Origin of the sequence: Streptococcus oralis subsp. dentisani, assembly GCF_002860905.1 — a bacterium.
Classification (GTDB): Bacteria; Bacillota; Bacilli; order Lactobacillales; family Streptococcaceae; genus Streptococcus; species Streptococcus oralis_BA.
The window spans coordinates 32,695-46,640 of sequence record NZ_PKIG01000002.1; the positions used below are offsets into that span (position 1 = coordinate 32,695).

The following is a 13,946-nucleotide window of genomic DNA, read 5'->3' on the forward strand; positions in this document are numbered from 1 at the left end:
GGTAATCTATGCGAATTGGTTTATTTACAGATACCTATTTTCCTCAGGTTTCAGGTGTTGCGACCAGTATTCGAACCTTGAAAACAGAGCTTGAAAAGCAGGGGCACGCTGTTTTTATCTTTACGACGACAGATAAGAATGTCAATCGTTATGAAGATTGGCAGATTATCCGCATTCCAAGTGTTCCCTTCTTTGCTTTTAAGGATCGCCGCTTTGCCTATCGAGGTTTCAGCAAGGCGCTTGAAATTGCTAAACAATATCAGCTAGATATTATTCATACCCAGACAGAATTTTCTCTTGGCTTGTTGGGAATTTGGATTGCGCGTGAATTGAAGATTCCAGTCATCCATACCTATCACACCCAATACGAAGACTACGTGCATTATATTGCTAAGGGGATGTTGATTCGTCCTAGTATGGTCAAGTACTTAGTCAGAGGTTTCCTGCATGATGTGGATGGGGTTATTTGTCCTAGTGAGATTGTCCATGATTTGCTATCTGACTATAAGGTCAAGGTTGAAAAACGGGTCATTCCAACTGGGATTGAATTAGCTAAGTTTGAGCGTCCGGAAATCAAGCAGGAAAATCTGAAAGAACTACGTAGTAAACTAGGGATTCAAGATGATGAAAAGATGTTGCTTAGTCTTTCCAGAATTTCCTATGAAAAAAATATTCAAGCAGTTTTAGCAGCCTTTGCAGAAGTTCTGAAAGAAGAAGACAAGGTTAAACTGGTGGTAGCTGGGGATGGTCCTTATCTGGATGACCTCAAAGAGCAAGCCCAGAAACTAGAGATTCAAGACTCTGTTGTCTTTACAGGGATGATTGCTCCTAGTGAGACAGCTCTTTACTATAAGGCGGCGGATTTCTTCATCTCGGCATCGACAAGTGAAACCCAAGGCTTGACCTACTTGGAAAGCTTAGCCAGTGGAACGCCTGTCATTGCTCATGGAAATCCTTATCTGGACAATCTGATCAGTGATAAAATGTTTGGAACCTTGTACTATGGAGAACATGATTTGGCTGGTGCTATTTTGGAAGCCCTGATTGCAACGCCAGACATGAATGAGCATACCTTATCAGAGAAATTGTATGAGATTTCAGCTGAGAACTTTGGGAAACGAGTGCATGAGTTTTATCTGGATGCCATTATTTCAAATAACTTCCAGAAAGATTTAGCCAAAGATGATACGGTCAGCCAGCGTATCTTTAAGACAGTTTTGTATCTACCGCAAAAGGTGGTCGCTGTGCCTGTAAAAGGCTCTAGACGCATGCTGAGGGCTTCAAAAACACAGTTAATCAGCATCAGAGATTATTGGAAAGACCATGAAGAATAGAAAGAGGAATAGCTATGAAAAAACAATTGATGAGAAGTGGTAGTGATCAAAAAATTGCTGGAGTATGTGCTGGGGTCGCAAATTATTTTGATGTGGATCCGACTATTGTTCGTGTAATATGGGGTGTTCTTGCATTTTGTTATGGAGCTGGAATTGTAGCCTATATCATTTTATGGATTATTGCACCAGTAGCAAGTGACTATTGAAAACTAGCTCAATTCATGCTAAGATAATAGAAAATAGAATGTAACGAAGGAGAGAAAAATGGCATTTGGAGATAATGGAAATCGTAAAAAAACTATGTTTGAGAAAATAACCTTGTTTATCGTGATTATCATGCTAGTAGCAAGTTTATTGGGAATTTTTGCAACTGCAATTGGTGCCCTCAGTAATCTATAAAATAGATTCAAGAAAATTTAGTGACTGGGATTTCCCAGCCCTTTTTTAAAGTGAGAAGAAAAAATGAGTATGTTTTTAGATACAGCTAAGATCAAGGTCAAGGCTGGTAATGGTGGTGATGGCATGGTTGCCTTTCGCCGTGAAAAATATGTCCCTAATGGCGGTCCTTGGGGCGGTGATGGTGGTCGTGGAGGCAATGTCGTCTTCGTTGTAGATGAAGGTTTACGTACCCTCATGGATTTCCGCTATAATCGCCATTTCAAGGCTGATTCTGGTGAAAAAGGGATGACCAAAGGGATGCATGGTCGTGGAGCTGAGGACCTTAGAGTTCGAGTACCACAAGGTACGACTGTTCGTGATGCAGAGACTGGCAAGGTTTTGACAGATTTGATTGAACATGGTCAAGAATTTATCGTTGCCCACGGTGGTCGTGGTGGACGTGGAAATATTCGTTTCGCAACACCAAAAAATCCTGCACCGGAAATCTCTGAAAATGGAGAACCAGGTCAGGAACGTGAGTTACAATTGGAACTAAAAATCTTGGCAGATGTCGGTTTAGTAGGTTTTCCATCTGTAGGGAAATCAACACTTTTAAGTGTTATCACATCTGCTAAACCTAAAATTGGTGCCTACCACTTTACGACCATTGTGCCAAATCTAGGTATGGTTCGCACCCAATCAGGTGAATCCTTTGCAGTAGCTGATTTACCAGGTTTGATTGAAGGGGCTAGTCAAGGTGTTGGTTTGGGAACTCAGTTCCTCCGTCACATTGAGCGTACCCGTGTCATCCTTCATATTATTGATATGTCAGCTAGCGAAGGCCGTGATCCTTATGAGGATTATCTTGCCATCAATAAAGAGCTGGAGTCGTATAATCTTCGTCTCATGGAGCGTCCACAGATTATTGTATCCAATAAGATGGATATGCCTGAGAGTCAGGAAAATCTTGAAGAATTTAAGAAAAAATTGGCTGAAAACTATGATGAATTTGAAGAGTTACCAGCTATCTTCCCAATTTCCGGATTGACCAAGCAAGGTTTGGCTACGCTTTTGGATGCTACAGCTGAATTGTTAGACAAGACACCAGAATTCTTGCTCTACGACGAGTCAGATATGGAAGAAGAAGCTTATTATGGATTTGATGAGGAAGAAAAAGCCTTTGAAATTAGTCGTGATGACGATGCGACATGGGTGCTTTCTGGTGAAAAACTGATGAAACTCTTTAATATGACCAACTTTGATCGTGACGAATCAGTCATGAAATTTGCTCGCCAACTTCGTGGTATGGGAGTTGATGAATCTCTTCGTGCGCGTGGTGCTAAGGATGGAGATTTAGTCCGCATTGGTAAATTTGAGTTTGAATTTGTAGACTAGGAGACTGGTATGGGAGATAAACCGATATCTTTCCGAGATGCGGATGGAAATTTCGTTTCCGCTGCAGATGTTTGGAATGAAAAGAAATTGGAAGAACTATTTAATCGTCTCAATCCAAATCGTGCCTTGAGATTGGCACGAGCTAAAAAAGAAAATCCATCACAGTAAAGAAGATAAAACTCCAATTATCAGTCAAGTTAACGGTAACGAATAGAAGCTAAGGTCGAGAAAGGGCAAAATTTGTCCTTTCTTTTTACTTATAAATTATAATATATTGAAATAGAATGTAAACAAATAGACTAGGGAATTCAAATCAAATTTCTAACAAGGCTTTATAAGTAGTGTTGTCCTATTCTAGCTTCAAGATACTGTATTTTTTCTATTGAAAAAGAATTTTTTTACAAAAATAGTTGGTTATTTAGTTTATTTATGCTATAATAGGAGCAATTATTTTTAGGAGGTGTCAGTATGTCTTATTTGTTTGAGATATTACCGAGTTTATTGAGCGGTGCAAGCATGACTTTACAGGTTTTTGTGCTGGTCTTGATTTTTTCTATTCCCTTGGGCGTTTTGATTGCCTTTGCCTTGCAAGTCCATTGGAAGCCCCTCCATCATCTGATTAACATTTACATTTGGATTATGCGAGGGACACCCTTGCTCTTGCAATTGATCTTTATCTATTATGTGCTACCAAGTATTGGGATCCGTTTAGATCGCCTTCCTGCGGCTATCATTGCCTTTGTTTTGAATTATGCGGCTTACTTTGCTGAAATTTTCCGTGGGGGGATTGATACCATTCCTAAAGGTCAATATGAGGCTGCCAAGGTCTTGAAGTTTAGTCCTTTTGACACAGTTCGCTATATTATTTTGCCTCAGGTGACCAAGATTGTTCTTCCTAGTGTCTTTAATGAGGTTATGAGTTTGGTCAAGGATACTTCTCTGGTCTATGCTCTAGGAATTTCAGATCTTATCTTGGCGAGTCGAACAGCTGCCAACCGTGATGCTAGTTTGGTTCCTATGTTCTTAGCAGGAGCCATTTACTTAATTTTGATTGGTATTGTGACCATTCTTGCCAAAAAAGTTGAGAAGAAGTACAGTTACTATAGATAGGAGGCTGCCATGTTAGAATTACGAAATATCAATAAGGGATTTGGTGAAAAGCAAATTTTGTCCAATTTCAGTCTAAGTATTCCTGAAAAACAAATCCTGGCTATCGTTGGGCCTTCTGGTGGAGGTAAAACAACTCTCTTACGTATGCTTGCAGGTCTTGAAACCATTGATTCAGGGCAAATCTTTTATAATGGAGAACCTTTAGAATTGGATGAACTGGAGAAGCGAAATCTACTGGGATTTGTCTTCCAAGATTTTCAACTTTTCCCTCATTTATCAGTTCTAGATAATTTGACTTTATCACCTGTGAAAACTATGGGAATGAAGCAGGAAGAGGCTGAGAAGAAGGCGCGTGATCTCTTGGAACAGTTAGGACTGGCAGGGCACGCAGACGCCTATCCATTCTCACTATCTGGTGGGCAAAAGCAACGGGTGGCCTTGGCGCGTGCTATGATGATTGACCCAGAAATCATTGGCTACGATGAACCAACTTCGGCCCTAGATCCAGAATTACGCTTGGAAGTGGAAAAACTGATTTTGCAAAATAGGGAACTTGGGATGACGCAGATTGTGGTTACCCACGATTTACAATTCGCTGAAAATATTGCAGATCAGATTCTCAAGGTTGAGCCCAAGTAGGAGGTGACGATGACTAATAAGAAAATTGCTTTGGTATTGGTTTCGTTCCTGACTCTCTTTTTAACGGCTTGTACTCAGAAGGCTAGCAATCCAAAGCAGGATAACTGGGATAAGTATCAAGAGCAAGGCAGTATAACCATTGGTTTTGACAATACCTTTGTACCCATGGGATTTGAAGAAAAGAATGGCCAATATACGGGCTTTGATATTGACTTAGCACAAGCAGTTTCTGAAAAATTAGATTTTAAGGTGCAATTTCAGCCAATTGACTGGGATATGAAGGAAACGGAACTGCAAAATGGGACCATTGATGCCATCTGGAATGGCTATTCTGCCACTGATGAACGCCGAGAGAAGGTTGCCTTTAGCATTCCTTATATGGAAAATCAGCAAGTTCTGGTTACGAAGAGAAGCCAGCAAATTCATTCAGTAGAGGAGATGAAGGATAAGGCCTTGGGTGCCCAAGCTGGGTCCTCTGGTTATCTTGACTTTGAGGCCCAGCCAGATTTATTGAAAAATCGTGTCAAAGACCAGAAGGCCAATCAATACCAGAGTTTCAATGAAGCCTTGATTGATTTGAAGAATGACCGAATTGATGCCTTGTTGATTGACCGAGTGTATGCTAATTACTACCTCCAGTCTGAGGGGATATTAAATGACTATAATGTCTTTTCAGCTGGATTTGAGAGTGAATCTTTTGCGGTCGGAGTTAGACCAGCTGATAAAAGATTATTAACAGCATTAAACCAAGCCTTTATCGAACTATACCAAGAAGGAAAGTTCCAGGAAATCAGCCAGAAATGGTTTGGAGAAGATGTAGCAACAAAAGAAGTGAAAAGTAGAGATTGAGTTTTTACTCAGTCTCTTTTTGCATCAAAAAATCCTCTGGCAAGTACCAGAGGATAAGAGCTTATTTCATTGTTGGGAAGAGCAATACATCACGGATAGTAGTTGTGTCGGTGAGGAGCATGCAGAGACGGTCGATACCAATTCCTAAACCACCTGTTGGCGGCATACCGTATTCAAGAGCTTCAATGTAGTCATAGTCGATTCCTGTCGCTTCATCATCACCAAGTTCTTTGGCTTTAGCTTGGGCTTCGAAACGGCTAAGCTGATCGATTGGGTCGTTCAACTCAGTAAAGGCATTACCGTACTCCTTAGTCATGATGAAGAGCTCGAAGCGGTCAGTAAAGCGATCGTCTTCAGGATTTTTCTTAGCCAGTGGAGATACAGCTACTGGATGTCCATAGACAAAGGTTGGTTGGATCAAAGTTTCTTCAACAAACTCTTCAAAGAAGGCATTGATGATGTGGCCAACTTCAGTGTAGTGTTTTTCAACTGGAACTTTCTTCTCAGCTGCGATTGCCTTAGCTTCTTCCAAAGTCATGTCTTGCCAGAAATCGACACCAGTAATTTCCTTGATAGCATCAACCATGTGAACACGTTTAAATGGTTCGTTAATCTTGATTTCAGTACCTTGATAGTTGACTGGACCATCACCTTTAACTGATTTAGCAGCATGTTGGATAATGCCTTCCGTCAAGTCCATGATGTCTTGGAAGTCTGCATAAGCTTGGTAGACTTCGATAGAAGTGAACTCAGGGTTATGAGTAGCATCCATTCCTTCGTTACGGAAGATACGACCGATTTCATAGACACGTTCCATACCACCCACGATAAGGCGTTTCAAGTGAAGCTCAGTCGCGATACGAAGCACCATGTCAATGTTTTGGGCATTGTGGTGGGTAATAAATGGACGGGCAGCAGCACCACCAGCCTCGTTGTGAAGTACAGGTGTTTCTACTTCAAGGAAGCCTTTTTGGTCAAGGTAACGACGGATTTCAGAAATGATTTTTGAACGAGTGACAAAGCGTTCAAAGCTTTCACGGTTAGAAATCAAGTCAAGGTAACGTTTACGATAAATTGTTTCAACGTCAGTCAAACCGTGGAATTTCTCTGGAAGTGGACGAAGTGCCTTAGACAAGTGTGTAATGTGAGTCGCCTTGATAGAGAGTTCTCCCATATCTGTACGCATCACTTCACCTTCGACACCAAGGAAGTCACCAAGGTCTGCTTTTTTGAAGATTTCGTAGTTTTCTTCACCGACAGCATCCTTACGAACGTAGATCTGGATTTGACCTTCGCGGTCTTGAAGGTGGGCAAATCCAACTTTACCTTTACCACGTTTGGTTACCAAGCGTCCTGCGATAGTAGCTGTTTCGTTTTTATCGTGTAATTGTTCTTTATCGAGGTCAGCAAATTTATCTTTTAATTCTTGTGAATTTGCAGTACGTTCAAAGCGTTTTCCAAAGGGATCGATTCCTTGTTCACGGAGCGCAGCCATTTTTTCACGGCGAACGATTTGCTGGTCATTTAGTTCTTCCATATGTTCTGTTGACATGGGATCCTCCTAGTTTTACTCAAAATTGAATACGATGAGTCATTTTTTGCGATACTCCCATTTTATCATAAATAGCCAAGAAATTCACGGATAATCTTTCAAAACTAAAAAGAACTTGACGCTAAAATCAAGTTCTGTTATTGATAGGAAGTATCATTCCAAATATTGAGAGTAAATGTTTCAAAATCAACGGTTTCTAGAATTGTCAGGCTGGCGTTTGCTAGACCGCCATCTTTACGAAGAAGTGGTTCTTTATATCCTAGAAGAGTACGAAGACTGGCAGTGAGATTAGCACCGTGACCGACAATTAGAATACGCTCAGCCGGACTATCTTTTAATGATTTGATAAATTGGATGGTCCGTTGTGTTGTGCTATAGAGGGATTCGGCTCCGAACATTTGAGTGTCAAATTGAGCAAGATTAGATCGGAAAGCTTTGATTTGTTGCGGGTAAATAGATTCCAAGGTTGCAATTTTCAAACCTTCTAACTTCCCCAGTTGCCATTCACGGAGATTAGAGACGCTTTCTAAAGGACAGGGTGTCTTGAGTTGACTTTGGATAATCTCAGCAGATTTGACCGCTCGAGGTAAATCACTTGAATAAATCTGATCAAAAGGAATATCTTTGAGATACTGGCCGAGACGTTTTAGGATTTCAATGGATTCAGGAAGAAGGGGAGAATCTCCACTAGCACCTTGAAAACGACCTTCTTGGTTCCAGACAGTACGACCGTGGCGGACAAAGTAGAGTTTCATTACTTGCTGTCCTCCAAGATATCTGCAAAGTCAGCTTTTACAAAGTTAGCTAAGTCTTGTGGAGCGACGATAATGCTGTGACCAACTTCCCCAGCAGAGACAATCATTTGATCAAAGTCTAGAGCAATTTTATCGATAAAAATGGGATAATTATGTTTTTGACGAATTCCGACAGGATTATTTGCTCCATGAATGTAACCAGTTGTTTTTTCCAAGTCCTTTTGTGGAATCATACTCACTTTTTTATTGCCAGAAATTTTGGCTAGTTTCTTTTCCGACAAGTGTTGAGTGATAGGGACAATTCCGATAATCGGTCCTGTTTTATCTCCCAAAAGAGCCAAGGTTTTGAAAATCTGATCTCGTTCATAACCTTGAGGAAGCTCTCCTTCCAGGGCATTGATTTGAATCCCCTGATGTTGGATACCTGCTTTAGACAGGATTTGTTCTACTAATGTTTTTTTGACTTTAACTTTTTTTGCCATTATTTATACTTATCCTCCAATTGGCTCATCCAAATACCAAGCCAGATTCCCAGTGCAAAGAAGAAGGCAATGATGACATATCCAACAAGTGAAAGACCAGTATATTGGATACTTTCAGCGTTTCCTGCATTTGGAATCAAGATCAAAAGAGTACTTGATAAGACGATTCCGATGATGAAATGATAGACGCGTGAGTGGTAGTTGTTTAAGGCATAATCCATCAATTTTGAAAAAACGATGAGAGTTGCACCTGCCCCGATTCCAATCGGGAAGAAGGTTCCCAAGAGGTCAAAGGTTTTAAAGCCAGTCAACATGGGAGCATAGAGGCCTAAAATCAAAAGTAGATTTGATGGGCTGAGGCCAGGAACCAATACACCAAGGGCCAATAGTGCGCCTGCTAGGACGAAGTTAAGAAAGCTGGCGCTTAAGGTTCCAACGACAAAATTTAAGGCATAGAGTCCTAGTCCAGAAATGATAAAGGTTGCCCAGAACCAAGCTAAATCAATCTTGTCTCGGTCAGATTCTCGAGTTGATTCTTTGAGAAGGCTAGGAACTGTACCAATGATGGCACCCGCAAAGCTCCATAAGACAAAGACCTGATAATTTTCAAGCAGGTATTCAATCGGGTAGGAAAATAAGCCGATTCCCAGAAGCATACCGATGGCAACTGGAATAAAGTACAAAACATTTTCTTTAAAGTCCTTAAAGGGGTGGGCCAGAAAGCCAATCATCCGTTCGTAAATTCCTAAGATTGCTGCTAGAACCCCTCCGGAAATTCCCGGTAGGATAAATCCAAGAGCAATGACAATCCCTTTAATAAGGCGTGCTAACCATGAGAGCATATTTTTCCTCCAACTATTTCTATTTCAAAAAATCCTTACTATATTGTATCACAATCAAACACAAAAAGAAAAAGCAAATGATAAACAAATGCTTTTAAGGTTTTAAAAAGAGTTTTCTAAAGGTTTCTTCTTTGTTTTTTAAGGAAGAAATGACGTTGATATCCAAATCGTGATCAAAGCCAGCAATTTTTCCTTTAGAAGTGTACTGGTGGATGTCGTAATCTAAGTCCGTATTAGGTTTGCTTTCGAAAAATCCGGTATTTGAACCATAGGAAGGAATCCAAACAGACGTAAATTTGCCTGTATCAATACTGTGTTCTTCCATGAAGTAGACACCAACGTAGATTCCGATGTTTTTAGCACCAAGTGATTCTAGCTTTGCTCGAAAGGCTTCAACACCCTCGTTCATATTGGACATGGTTTTTTCTTCCACGTCTAGCCAATAGTAACTAGGGCTGTATGGTGAAGAGGCGTTATAAAAAACTTCAGCGGCTTTTTCCATTTCTTGGATACTTTTTCCAGCTAAATAAGCATAGACACCAACTGGGACATTTCGTTTTTGAAACTCCGTGATATGGGTTTTAAAGGCCTTATCTACCCCATTAACAAAGGCAGCATCGTTCTCTTTGGACGTTTGAGCGCCACTATGGACGCGAACAATAGCTCCAGAAATGTTTTGGGACAGAGTATCGTAATTAATTTCCTCAGGACGCTGCCAACCAGAAACATCAATTACCGGTTTATCTATATTGTGTAGCGCTTGTGTTTCTACTTGCGCGATATTTGACTTTGTTTTTACAGGATGGTCCTCAAAACGAGGGCGATTCAGGATTAAAATGAAAATCATAATCCCAAAAAAACCAAATAAAATAAGCGGATTAATTTTCTTTCTCATATCTCATAATTCTACCTTAAAAATGAAAAAAAATCAAAAAAAATACTCAAAAAATGGGTTAAGAAAAGGACTTTGGAGCATTTTTTCATTCAAGGGAGCGGAATGATTTGAAATATGGTATAATAAAAGGGAATTTCTAGAGAAAAGAGAAGATTATGTCAAATTATGCCATTATTTTAGCAGCGGGTAAAGGGACTCGCATGAAATCTGATTTGCCAAAAGTTTTGCACAAAGTTGCGGGTATTTCTATGTTGGAACATGTTTTCCGTAGTGTGGGAGCTATCCAACCTGAAAAGACAGTAACAGTTGTCGGACACAAGGCAGAATTGGTTGAGCAGGTCTTGGCTGGACAGACAGAATTTGTGACTCAATCTGAACAGTTAGGGACTGGCCATGCAGTTATGATGACAGAACCTATCTTAGAAGGTTTGTCAGGGCACACCTTGGTCATTGCAGGAGATACTCCTTTAATCACTGGTGAAAGCTTGAAAAACTTGATTGATTTCCACATCAATCATAAAAATGTAGCGACTATCTTGACTGCTGAAACGGATAATCCTTTTGGCTATGGACGAATTGTACGTAATGACAATGCTGAAGTTCTTCGCATTGTTGAGCAGAAGGATGCTACAGATTTTGAAAAACAAATCAAGGAAATCAACACTGGAACTTACGTCTTTGACAACGAGCGTTTGTTTGAGGCTTTGAAAAATATCAATACCAATAACGCTCAAGGTGAATACTATATCACAGATGTCATTGGTATTTTCCGTGAAGCTGGTGAAAAAGTTGGCGCTTATACTTTGAAAGATTTTGATGAAAGTCTTGGGGTAAATGACCGTGTGGCTCTTGCGACAGCTGAGTCGGTCATGCGTCGCCGCATCAATCACCAACACATGGTCAATGGTGTTAGCTTTGTCAACCCAGAAGCAACTTATATCGATATTGATGTTGAGATTGCGCCTGAAGTTCAAATCGAAGCCAATGTTACCTTGAAAGGTCAAACGAAAATTGGCGCTGAGACTGTTTTGACAAATGGAACGTATGTAGTGGATAGCACTATCGGAGCAGGAGCTGTCATTACCAATTCTATGATTGAGGAAAGCAGTGTTGCAGACGGCGTAACTGTCGGACCTTATGCCCACATTCGTCCAGGTTCAAGTCTGGGTGCCCAAGTTCATATTGGAAACTTTGTTGAGGTGAAAGGTTCTTCAATCGGTGAGAATACTAAGGCTGGTCATTTGACTTATATTGGAAACTGTGAAGTGGGTAGCAAGGTTAATTTTGGTGCTGGAACCATTACAGTCAACTATGATGGCAAAAACAAATACAAGACAGTCATCGGTAACAATGTCTTCGTTGGTTCAAATTCAACCATTATTGCTCCAGTTGAGTTAGGTGACAATTCCCTCGTTGGAGCTGGTTCAACTATTACTAAAGATGTTCCAGCAGATGCCATTGCGATTGGTCGTGGTCGTCAGGTCAATAAAGATGAATATGCAACTCGTCTTCCCCATCATCCTAAAAATCAGTAGGAGCCTATCATGGAATTTGAAGAAAAAACGCTTAGTCGAAAAGAAATCTATCAAGGACCGATTTTTAAACTGGTTCAAGATCAGGTTGAATTACCAGAAGGCAAGGGAACTGCCCAACGGGATTTGATTTTCCACAATGGAGCTGTCTGTGTTTTAGCTGTGACGGATGAACAAAAACTCATCTTGGTCAAGCAGTACCGCAAAGCCATCGAGGCTATCTCTTACGAAATTCCAGCCGGAAAGTTGGAAGTAGGAGAAAACACAGACCCTATAGCAGCAGCCCTTCGTGAATTAGAGGAAGAAACAGCCTACACAGGGAAATTAGAACTTTTGTATGACTTTTATTCAGCCATTGGCTTTTGTAATGAAAAATTAAAACTATACCGAGCAAGCGATTTGACGAAAGTGGAAAATCCGCGTCCGCAGGATGAAGATGAGACCTTGGAAGTCCTTGAAGTGAGCTTAGAAGAAGCCAAGAAATTAATCCAAGCAGGTCATATATGTGATGCCAAGACAATTATGGCTGTTCAGTATTGGGAATTGCAGAAAAAATAGAGGAGGTCAGTATGGGTAAACCTTTATTAACGGATGAAATGATTGAAAGAGCTAATAGAGGCGAAAAAATTTCAGGTCCCCCTTTGCTAGATGATGAGGAGACCAAGATTTTACCAACCTCTTCTTCCCGTTTTGGTTATGCCAATCCTAAGGAACATGGTTTTAGCCAGGAAACCTTGAAGATTCAGGTCGAACCGTCTATTCATAAAAGCCGTCGCATTGAAAATACTAAGAGAAATGTCTTCAATTCTAAGTTGAATAAGATTTTATTTGCAGTCATCTTTCTCTTGATTTTGCTTGTCTTAGCAATGAAACTTTTGTAATAGAAAAGGAATTGAAATGAAAATAGGAATTATTGCGGCCATGCCAGAAGAACTGGCTTATCTGGTCCAGCATTTAGACAATGCCCAGGAGCAAGTTGTTTTGGGGAATACCTATCATACAGGGACCATTGCCTCTCATGAAGTCGTTCTTGTAGAAAGTGGAATTGGTAAGGTTATGTCTGCTATGAGTGTGGCGATTTTGGCTGATCATTTCCAAGTGGATGCTCTTATTAATACGGGATCAGCTGGGGCAGTAGCAGAGGGGATTGCTGTTGGGGATATTGTGATTGCTGACAAATTAGCCTATCATGATGTGGATGTCACAGCTTTTGGCTACGCTTATGGACAAATGGCGCAACAACCGCTTTATTTCGAATCAGATAAAACCTTTGTTGCTAAAATTCAAGAGAGTCTATATCAATTGGACCAGAACTGGCATCTTGGTTTGATTGCTACAGGAGATAGTTTTGTTGCTGGAAATGACAAGATAGAAGCGATTAAGTCCCATTTTCCAGAAGTTTTAGCAGTTGAGATGGAGGGGGCAGCGATTGCTCAGGCGGCGCATGCCCTTAATCTTCCAGTTTTAGTCATCCGAGCTATGAGTGATAATGCCAACCATGAAGCAAACATCTCTTTTGATGAGTTTATTATCGAAGCTGGACGTCGCTCTGCCCAAGTCTTATTAGCCTTTTTGAAGGCCTTAAATTAAGCGAAAATTTGACAGTTTTTCTAGCTTATGATAAGATTTAAGTAAAGAAAAGCTAGAAAACGTTTCAGAGGATATTATGAGTATTGAAATGACCGTCAGTGAGATTGCAGAGGTCTTAGGATTATCTCGCCAAGCAATCAATAACCGTGTCAAAGAATTACCAGAAGAAGACACAGATAAAAATGACAAAGGGGTAACAGTCGTTACCAGAAGTGGCTTGATTAAGCTAGAAGAAATCTATAAAAAAACGATTTTTGAAGATGAGCCTGTCAGTGAAGATGTCAAGCAACGTGAACTGATGGAGATTCTGGTTGATGAGAAGAATGCAGAAATTCTTCGTCTCTATGAACAATTAAAAGCCAAGGATCGTCAGTTATCAGAAAAAGACGAGCAGATGCGTATCAAAGACCGTCAGATTGCTGAGAAAGACAAACAACTCGATCAGCAGCAACAATTGACCCTTCAAGCCATGAAGGATCAAGAAAATCTTAAGCTAGAGCTGGACCAAGCAAAAGAAGAAGTCCAATCAACTAAGAAAGGCTTTTTTGCTCGTTTATTTGGAGGATAATCAAGGAGCTGTTTAGGTTAAATGC

Annotated in this window: 18 protein-coding genes; 13 read left to right on the forward strand and 5 right to left on the reverse strand. The window is 40.5% G+C overall.

Annotation, left to right across the window (positions count from 1 at the left end):
- Window positions 1–8: 8 nt before the first annotated feature.
- The 8 genes from CYK16_RS03195 to CYK16_RS03230 all read left to right on the forward strand — a co-directional run bounded on the left by CYK16_RS03195 (window position 9) and on the right by CYK16_RS03230 (window position 5,705).
- Window positions 9–1,334 (forward strand): glycosyltransferase family 4 protein, encoded by a 1,326-nt coding sequence (locus CYK16_RS03195; RefSeq protein WP_060805678.1) that lies wholly within the window; start codon window positions 9–11, stop codon window positions 1,332–1,334.
- Window positions 1,335–1,348: 14 nt separating this feature from the next.
- Window positions 1,349–1,540, forward strand: coding sequence for a PspC domain-containing protein (locus CYK16_RS03200; protein WP_180948738.1), 192 nt, complete (start codon window positions 1,349–1,351; stop codon window positions 1,538–1,540).
- Window positions 1,541–1,598: 58 nt separating this feature from the next.
- Window positions 1,599–1,733 (forward strand): DUF4044 domain-containing protein, encoded by a 135-nt coding sequence (locus tag CYK16_RS03205; protein ID WP_000863859.1) that lies wholly within the window; start codon window positions 1,599–1,601, stop codon window positions 1,731–1,733.
- 63 nt (window positions 1,734–1,796) lie between these two features.
- Window positions 1,797–3,107: a GTPase ObgE gene (obgE, locus tag CYK16_RS03210; protein WP_060805679.1), complete on the forward strand. Its 1,311-nt coding sequence runs from the start codon at window positions 1,797–1,799 to the stop codon at window positions 3,105–3,107.
- A 9-nt stretch (window positions 3,108–3,116) separates the two neighbouring features.
- Complete coding sequence (locus CYK16_RS03215) at window positions 3,117–3,275, forward strand: hypothetical protein (protein WP_060805680.1); 159 nt, start codon at window positions 3,117–3,119, stop codon at window positions 3,273–3,275.
- A 300-nt stretch (window positions 3,276–3,575) separates the two neighbouring features.
- The gene (locus tag CYK16_RS03220) at window positions 3,576–4,217 is read left to right on the forward strand and encodes an amino acid ABC transporter permease (protein ID WP_060805681.1); all 642 of its coding nucleotides are present in this window, start codon (window positions 3,576–3,578) and stop codon (window positions 4,215–4,217) included.
- 9 nt (window positions 4,218–4,226) lie between these two features.
- Entirely contained in the window at window positions 4,227–4,856 is a 630-nt protein-coding gene (locus tag CYK16_RS03225) for an amino acid ABC transporter ATP-binding protein (protein ID WP_049532863.1), read from the forward strand.
- Between the two features lie 9 nt (window positions 4,857–4,865).
- The gene (locus CYK16_RS03230) at window positions 4,866–5,705 is read left to right on the forward strand and encodes an amino acid ABC transporter substrate-binding protein (protein ID WP_049532862.1); all 840 of its coding nucleotides are present in this window, start codon (window positions 4,866–4,868) and stop codon (window positions 5,703–5,705) included.
- Window positions 5,706–5,766: 61 nt separating this feature from the next.
- Here CYK16_RS03230 and lysS read toward each other — a convergent pair whose 3' ends face one another.
- From lysS to CYK16_RS03255, 5 genes are all read right to left on the reverse strand, one after another.
- The gene (gene lysS, locus CYK16_RS03235; protein ID WP_060805682.1) at window positions 5,767–7,257 is read right to left on the reverse strand and encodes a lysine--tRNA ligase; all 1,491 of its coding nucleotides are present in this window, start codon (window positions 7,255–7,257) and stop codon (window positions 5,767–5,769) included.
- A gap of 137 nt (window positions 7,258–7,394) precedes the next feature.
- Window positions 7,395–8,012: a histidine phosphatase family protein gene (locus CYK16_RS03240; RefSeq protein ID WP_060805683.1), complete on the reverse strand. Its 618-nt coding sequence runs from the start codon at window positions 8,010–8,012 to the stop codon at window positions 7,395–7,397.
- Window positions 8,012–8,494: an aminoacyl-tRNA deacylase gene (locus tag CYK16_RS03245; protein ID WP_060805684.1), complete on the reverse strand. Its 483-nt coding sequence runs from the start codon at window positions 8,492–8,494 to the stop codon at window positions 8,012–8,014. The genes CYK16_RS03240 and CYK16_RS03245 overlap by 1 nt, the downstream gene beginning before the upstream one ends.
- Window positions 8,494–9,336 (reverse strand): DUF368 domain-containing protein, encoded by an 843-nt coding sequence (locus tag CYK16_RS03250; protein ID WP_050278929.1) that lies wholly within the window; start codon window positions 9,334–9,336, stop codon window positions 8,494–8,496. The genes CYK16_RS03245 and CYK16_RS03250 overlap by 1 nt, the downstream gene beginning before the upstream one ends.
- Before the next feature lie 94 nt (window positions 9,337–9,430).
- A complete protein-coding gene (locus tag CYK16_RS03255) occupies window positions 9,431–10,231 on the reverse strand; it encodes a GH25 family lysozyme (RefSeq protein ID WP_060805685.1) in 801 nt (266 codons plus the stop codon).
- A gap of 155 nt (window positions 10,232–10,386) precedes the next feature.
- On the opposite strand from CYK16_RS03255, the gene glmU reads away from it, so the two are divergent.
- From glmU to rocS, 5 genes are all read left to right on the forward strand, one after another.
- On the forward strand, window positions 10,387–11,766 hold the full coding sequence (glmU, locus tag CYK16_RS03260) for a bifunctional UDP-N-acetylglucosamine diphosphorylase/glucosamine-1-phosphate N-acetyltransferase GlmU (RefSeq protein WP_000073766.1): 1,380 nt from the start codon (window positions 10,387–10,389) through the stop codon (window positions 11,764–11,766).
- A 9-nt stretch (window positions 11,767–11,775) separates the two neighbouring features.
- On the forward strand, window positions 11,776–12,321 hold the full coding sequence (locus CYK16_RS03265; protein ID WP_060805686.1) for an NUDIX hydrolase: 546 nt from the start codon (window positions 11,776–11,778) through the stop codon (window positions 12,319–12,321).
- 11 nt (window positions 12,322–12,332) lie between these two features.
- Window positions 12,333–12,644 carry a cell wall synthase accessory phosphoprotein MacP gene (gene macP / locus CYK16_RS03270; protein ID WP_000517862.1) on the forward strand — a complete coding sequence of 104 codons (312 nt, stop codon included), beginning with the start codon at window positions 12,333–12,335 and terminating at the stop codon, window positions 12,642–12,644.
- A 16-nt stretch (window positions 12,645–12,660) separates the two neighbouring features.
- The gene (locus CYK16_RS03275) at window positions 12,661–13,353 is read left to right on the forward strand and encodes a 5'-methylthioadenosine/adenosylhomocysteine nucleosidase (protein ID WP_060805687.1); all 693 of its coding nucleotides are present in this window, start codon (window positions 12,661–12,663) and stop codon (window positions 13,351–13,353) included.
- 76 nt (window positions 13,354–13,429) lie between these two features.
- Window positions 13,430–13,921, forward strand: coding sequence for a chromosome segregation protein RocS (rocS, locus tag CYK16_RS03280; protein WP_000021242.1), 492 nt, complete (start codon window positions 13,430–13,432; stop codon window positions 13,919–13,921).
- The last annotated feature ends 25 nt before the right edge of the window (window positions 13,922–13,946 follow it).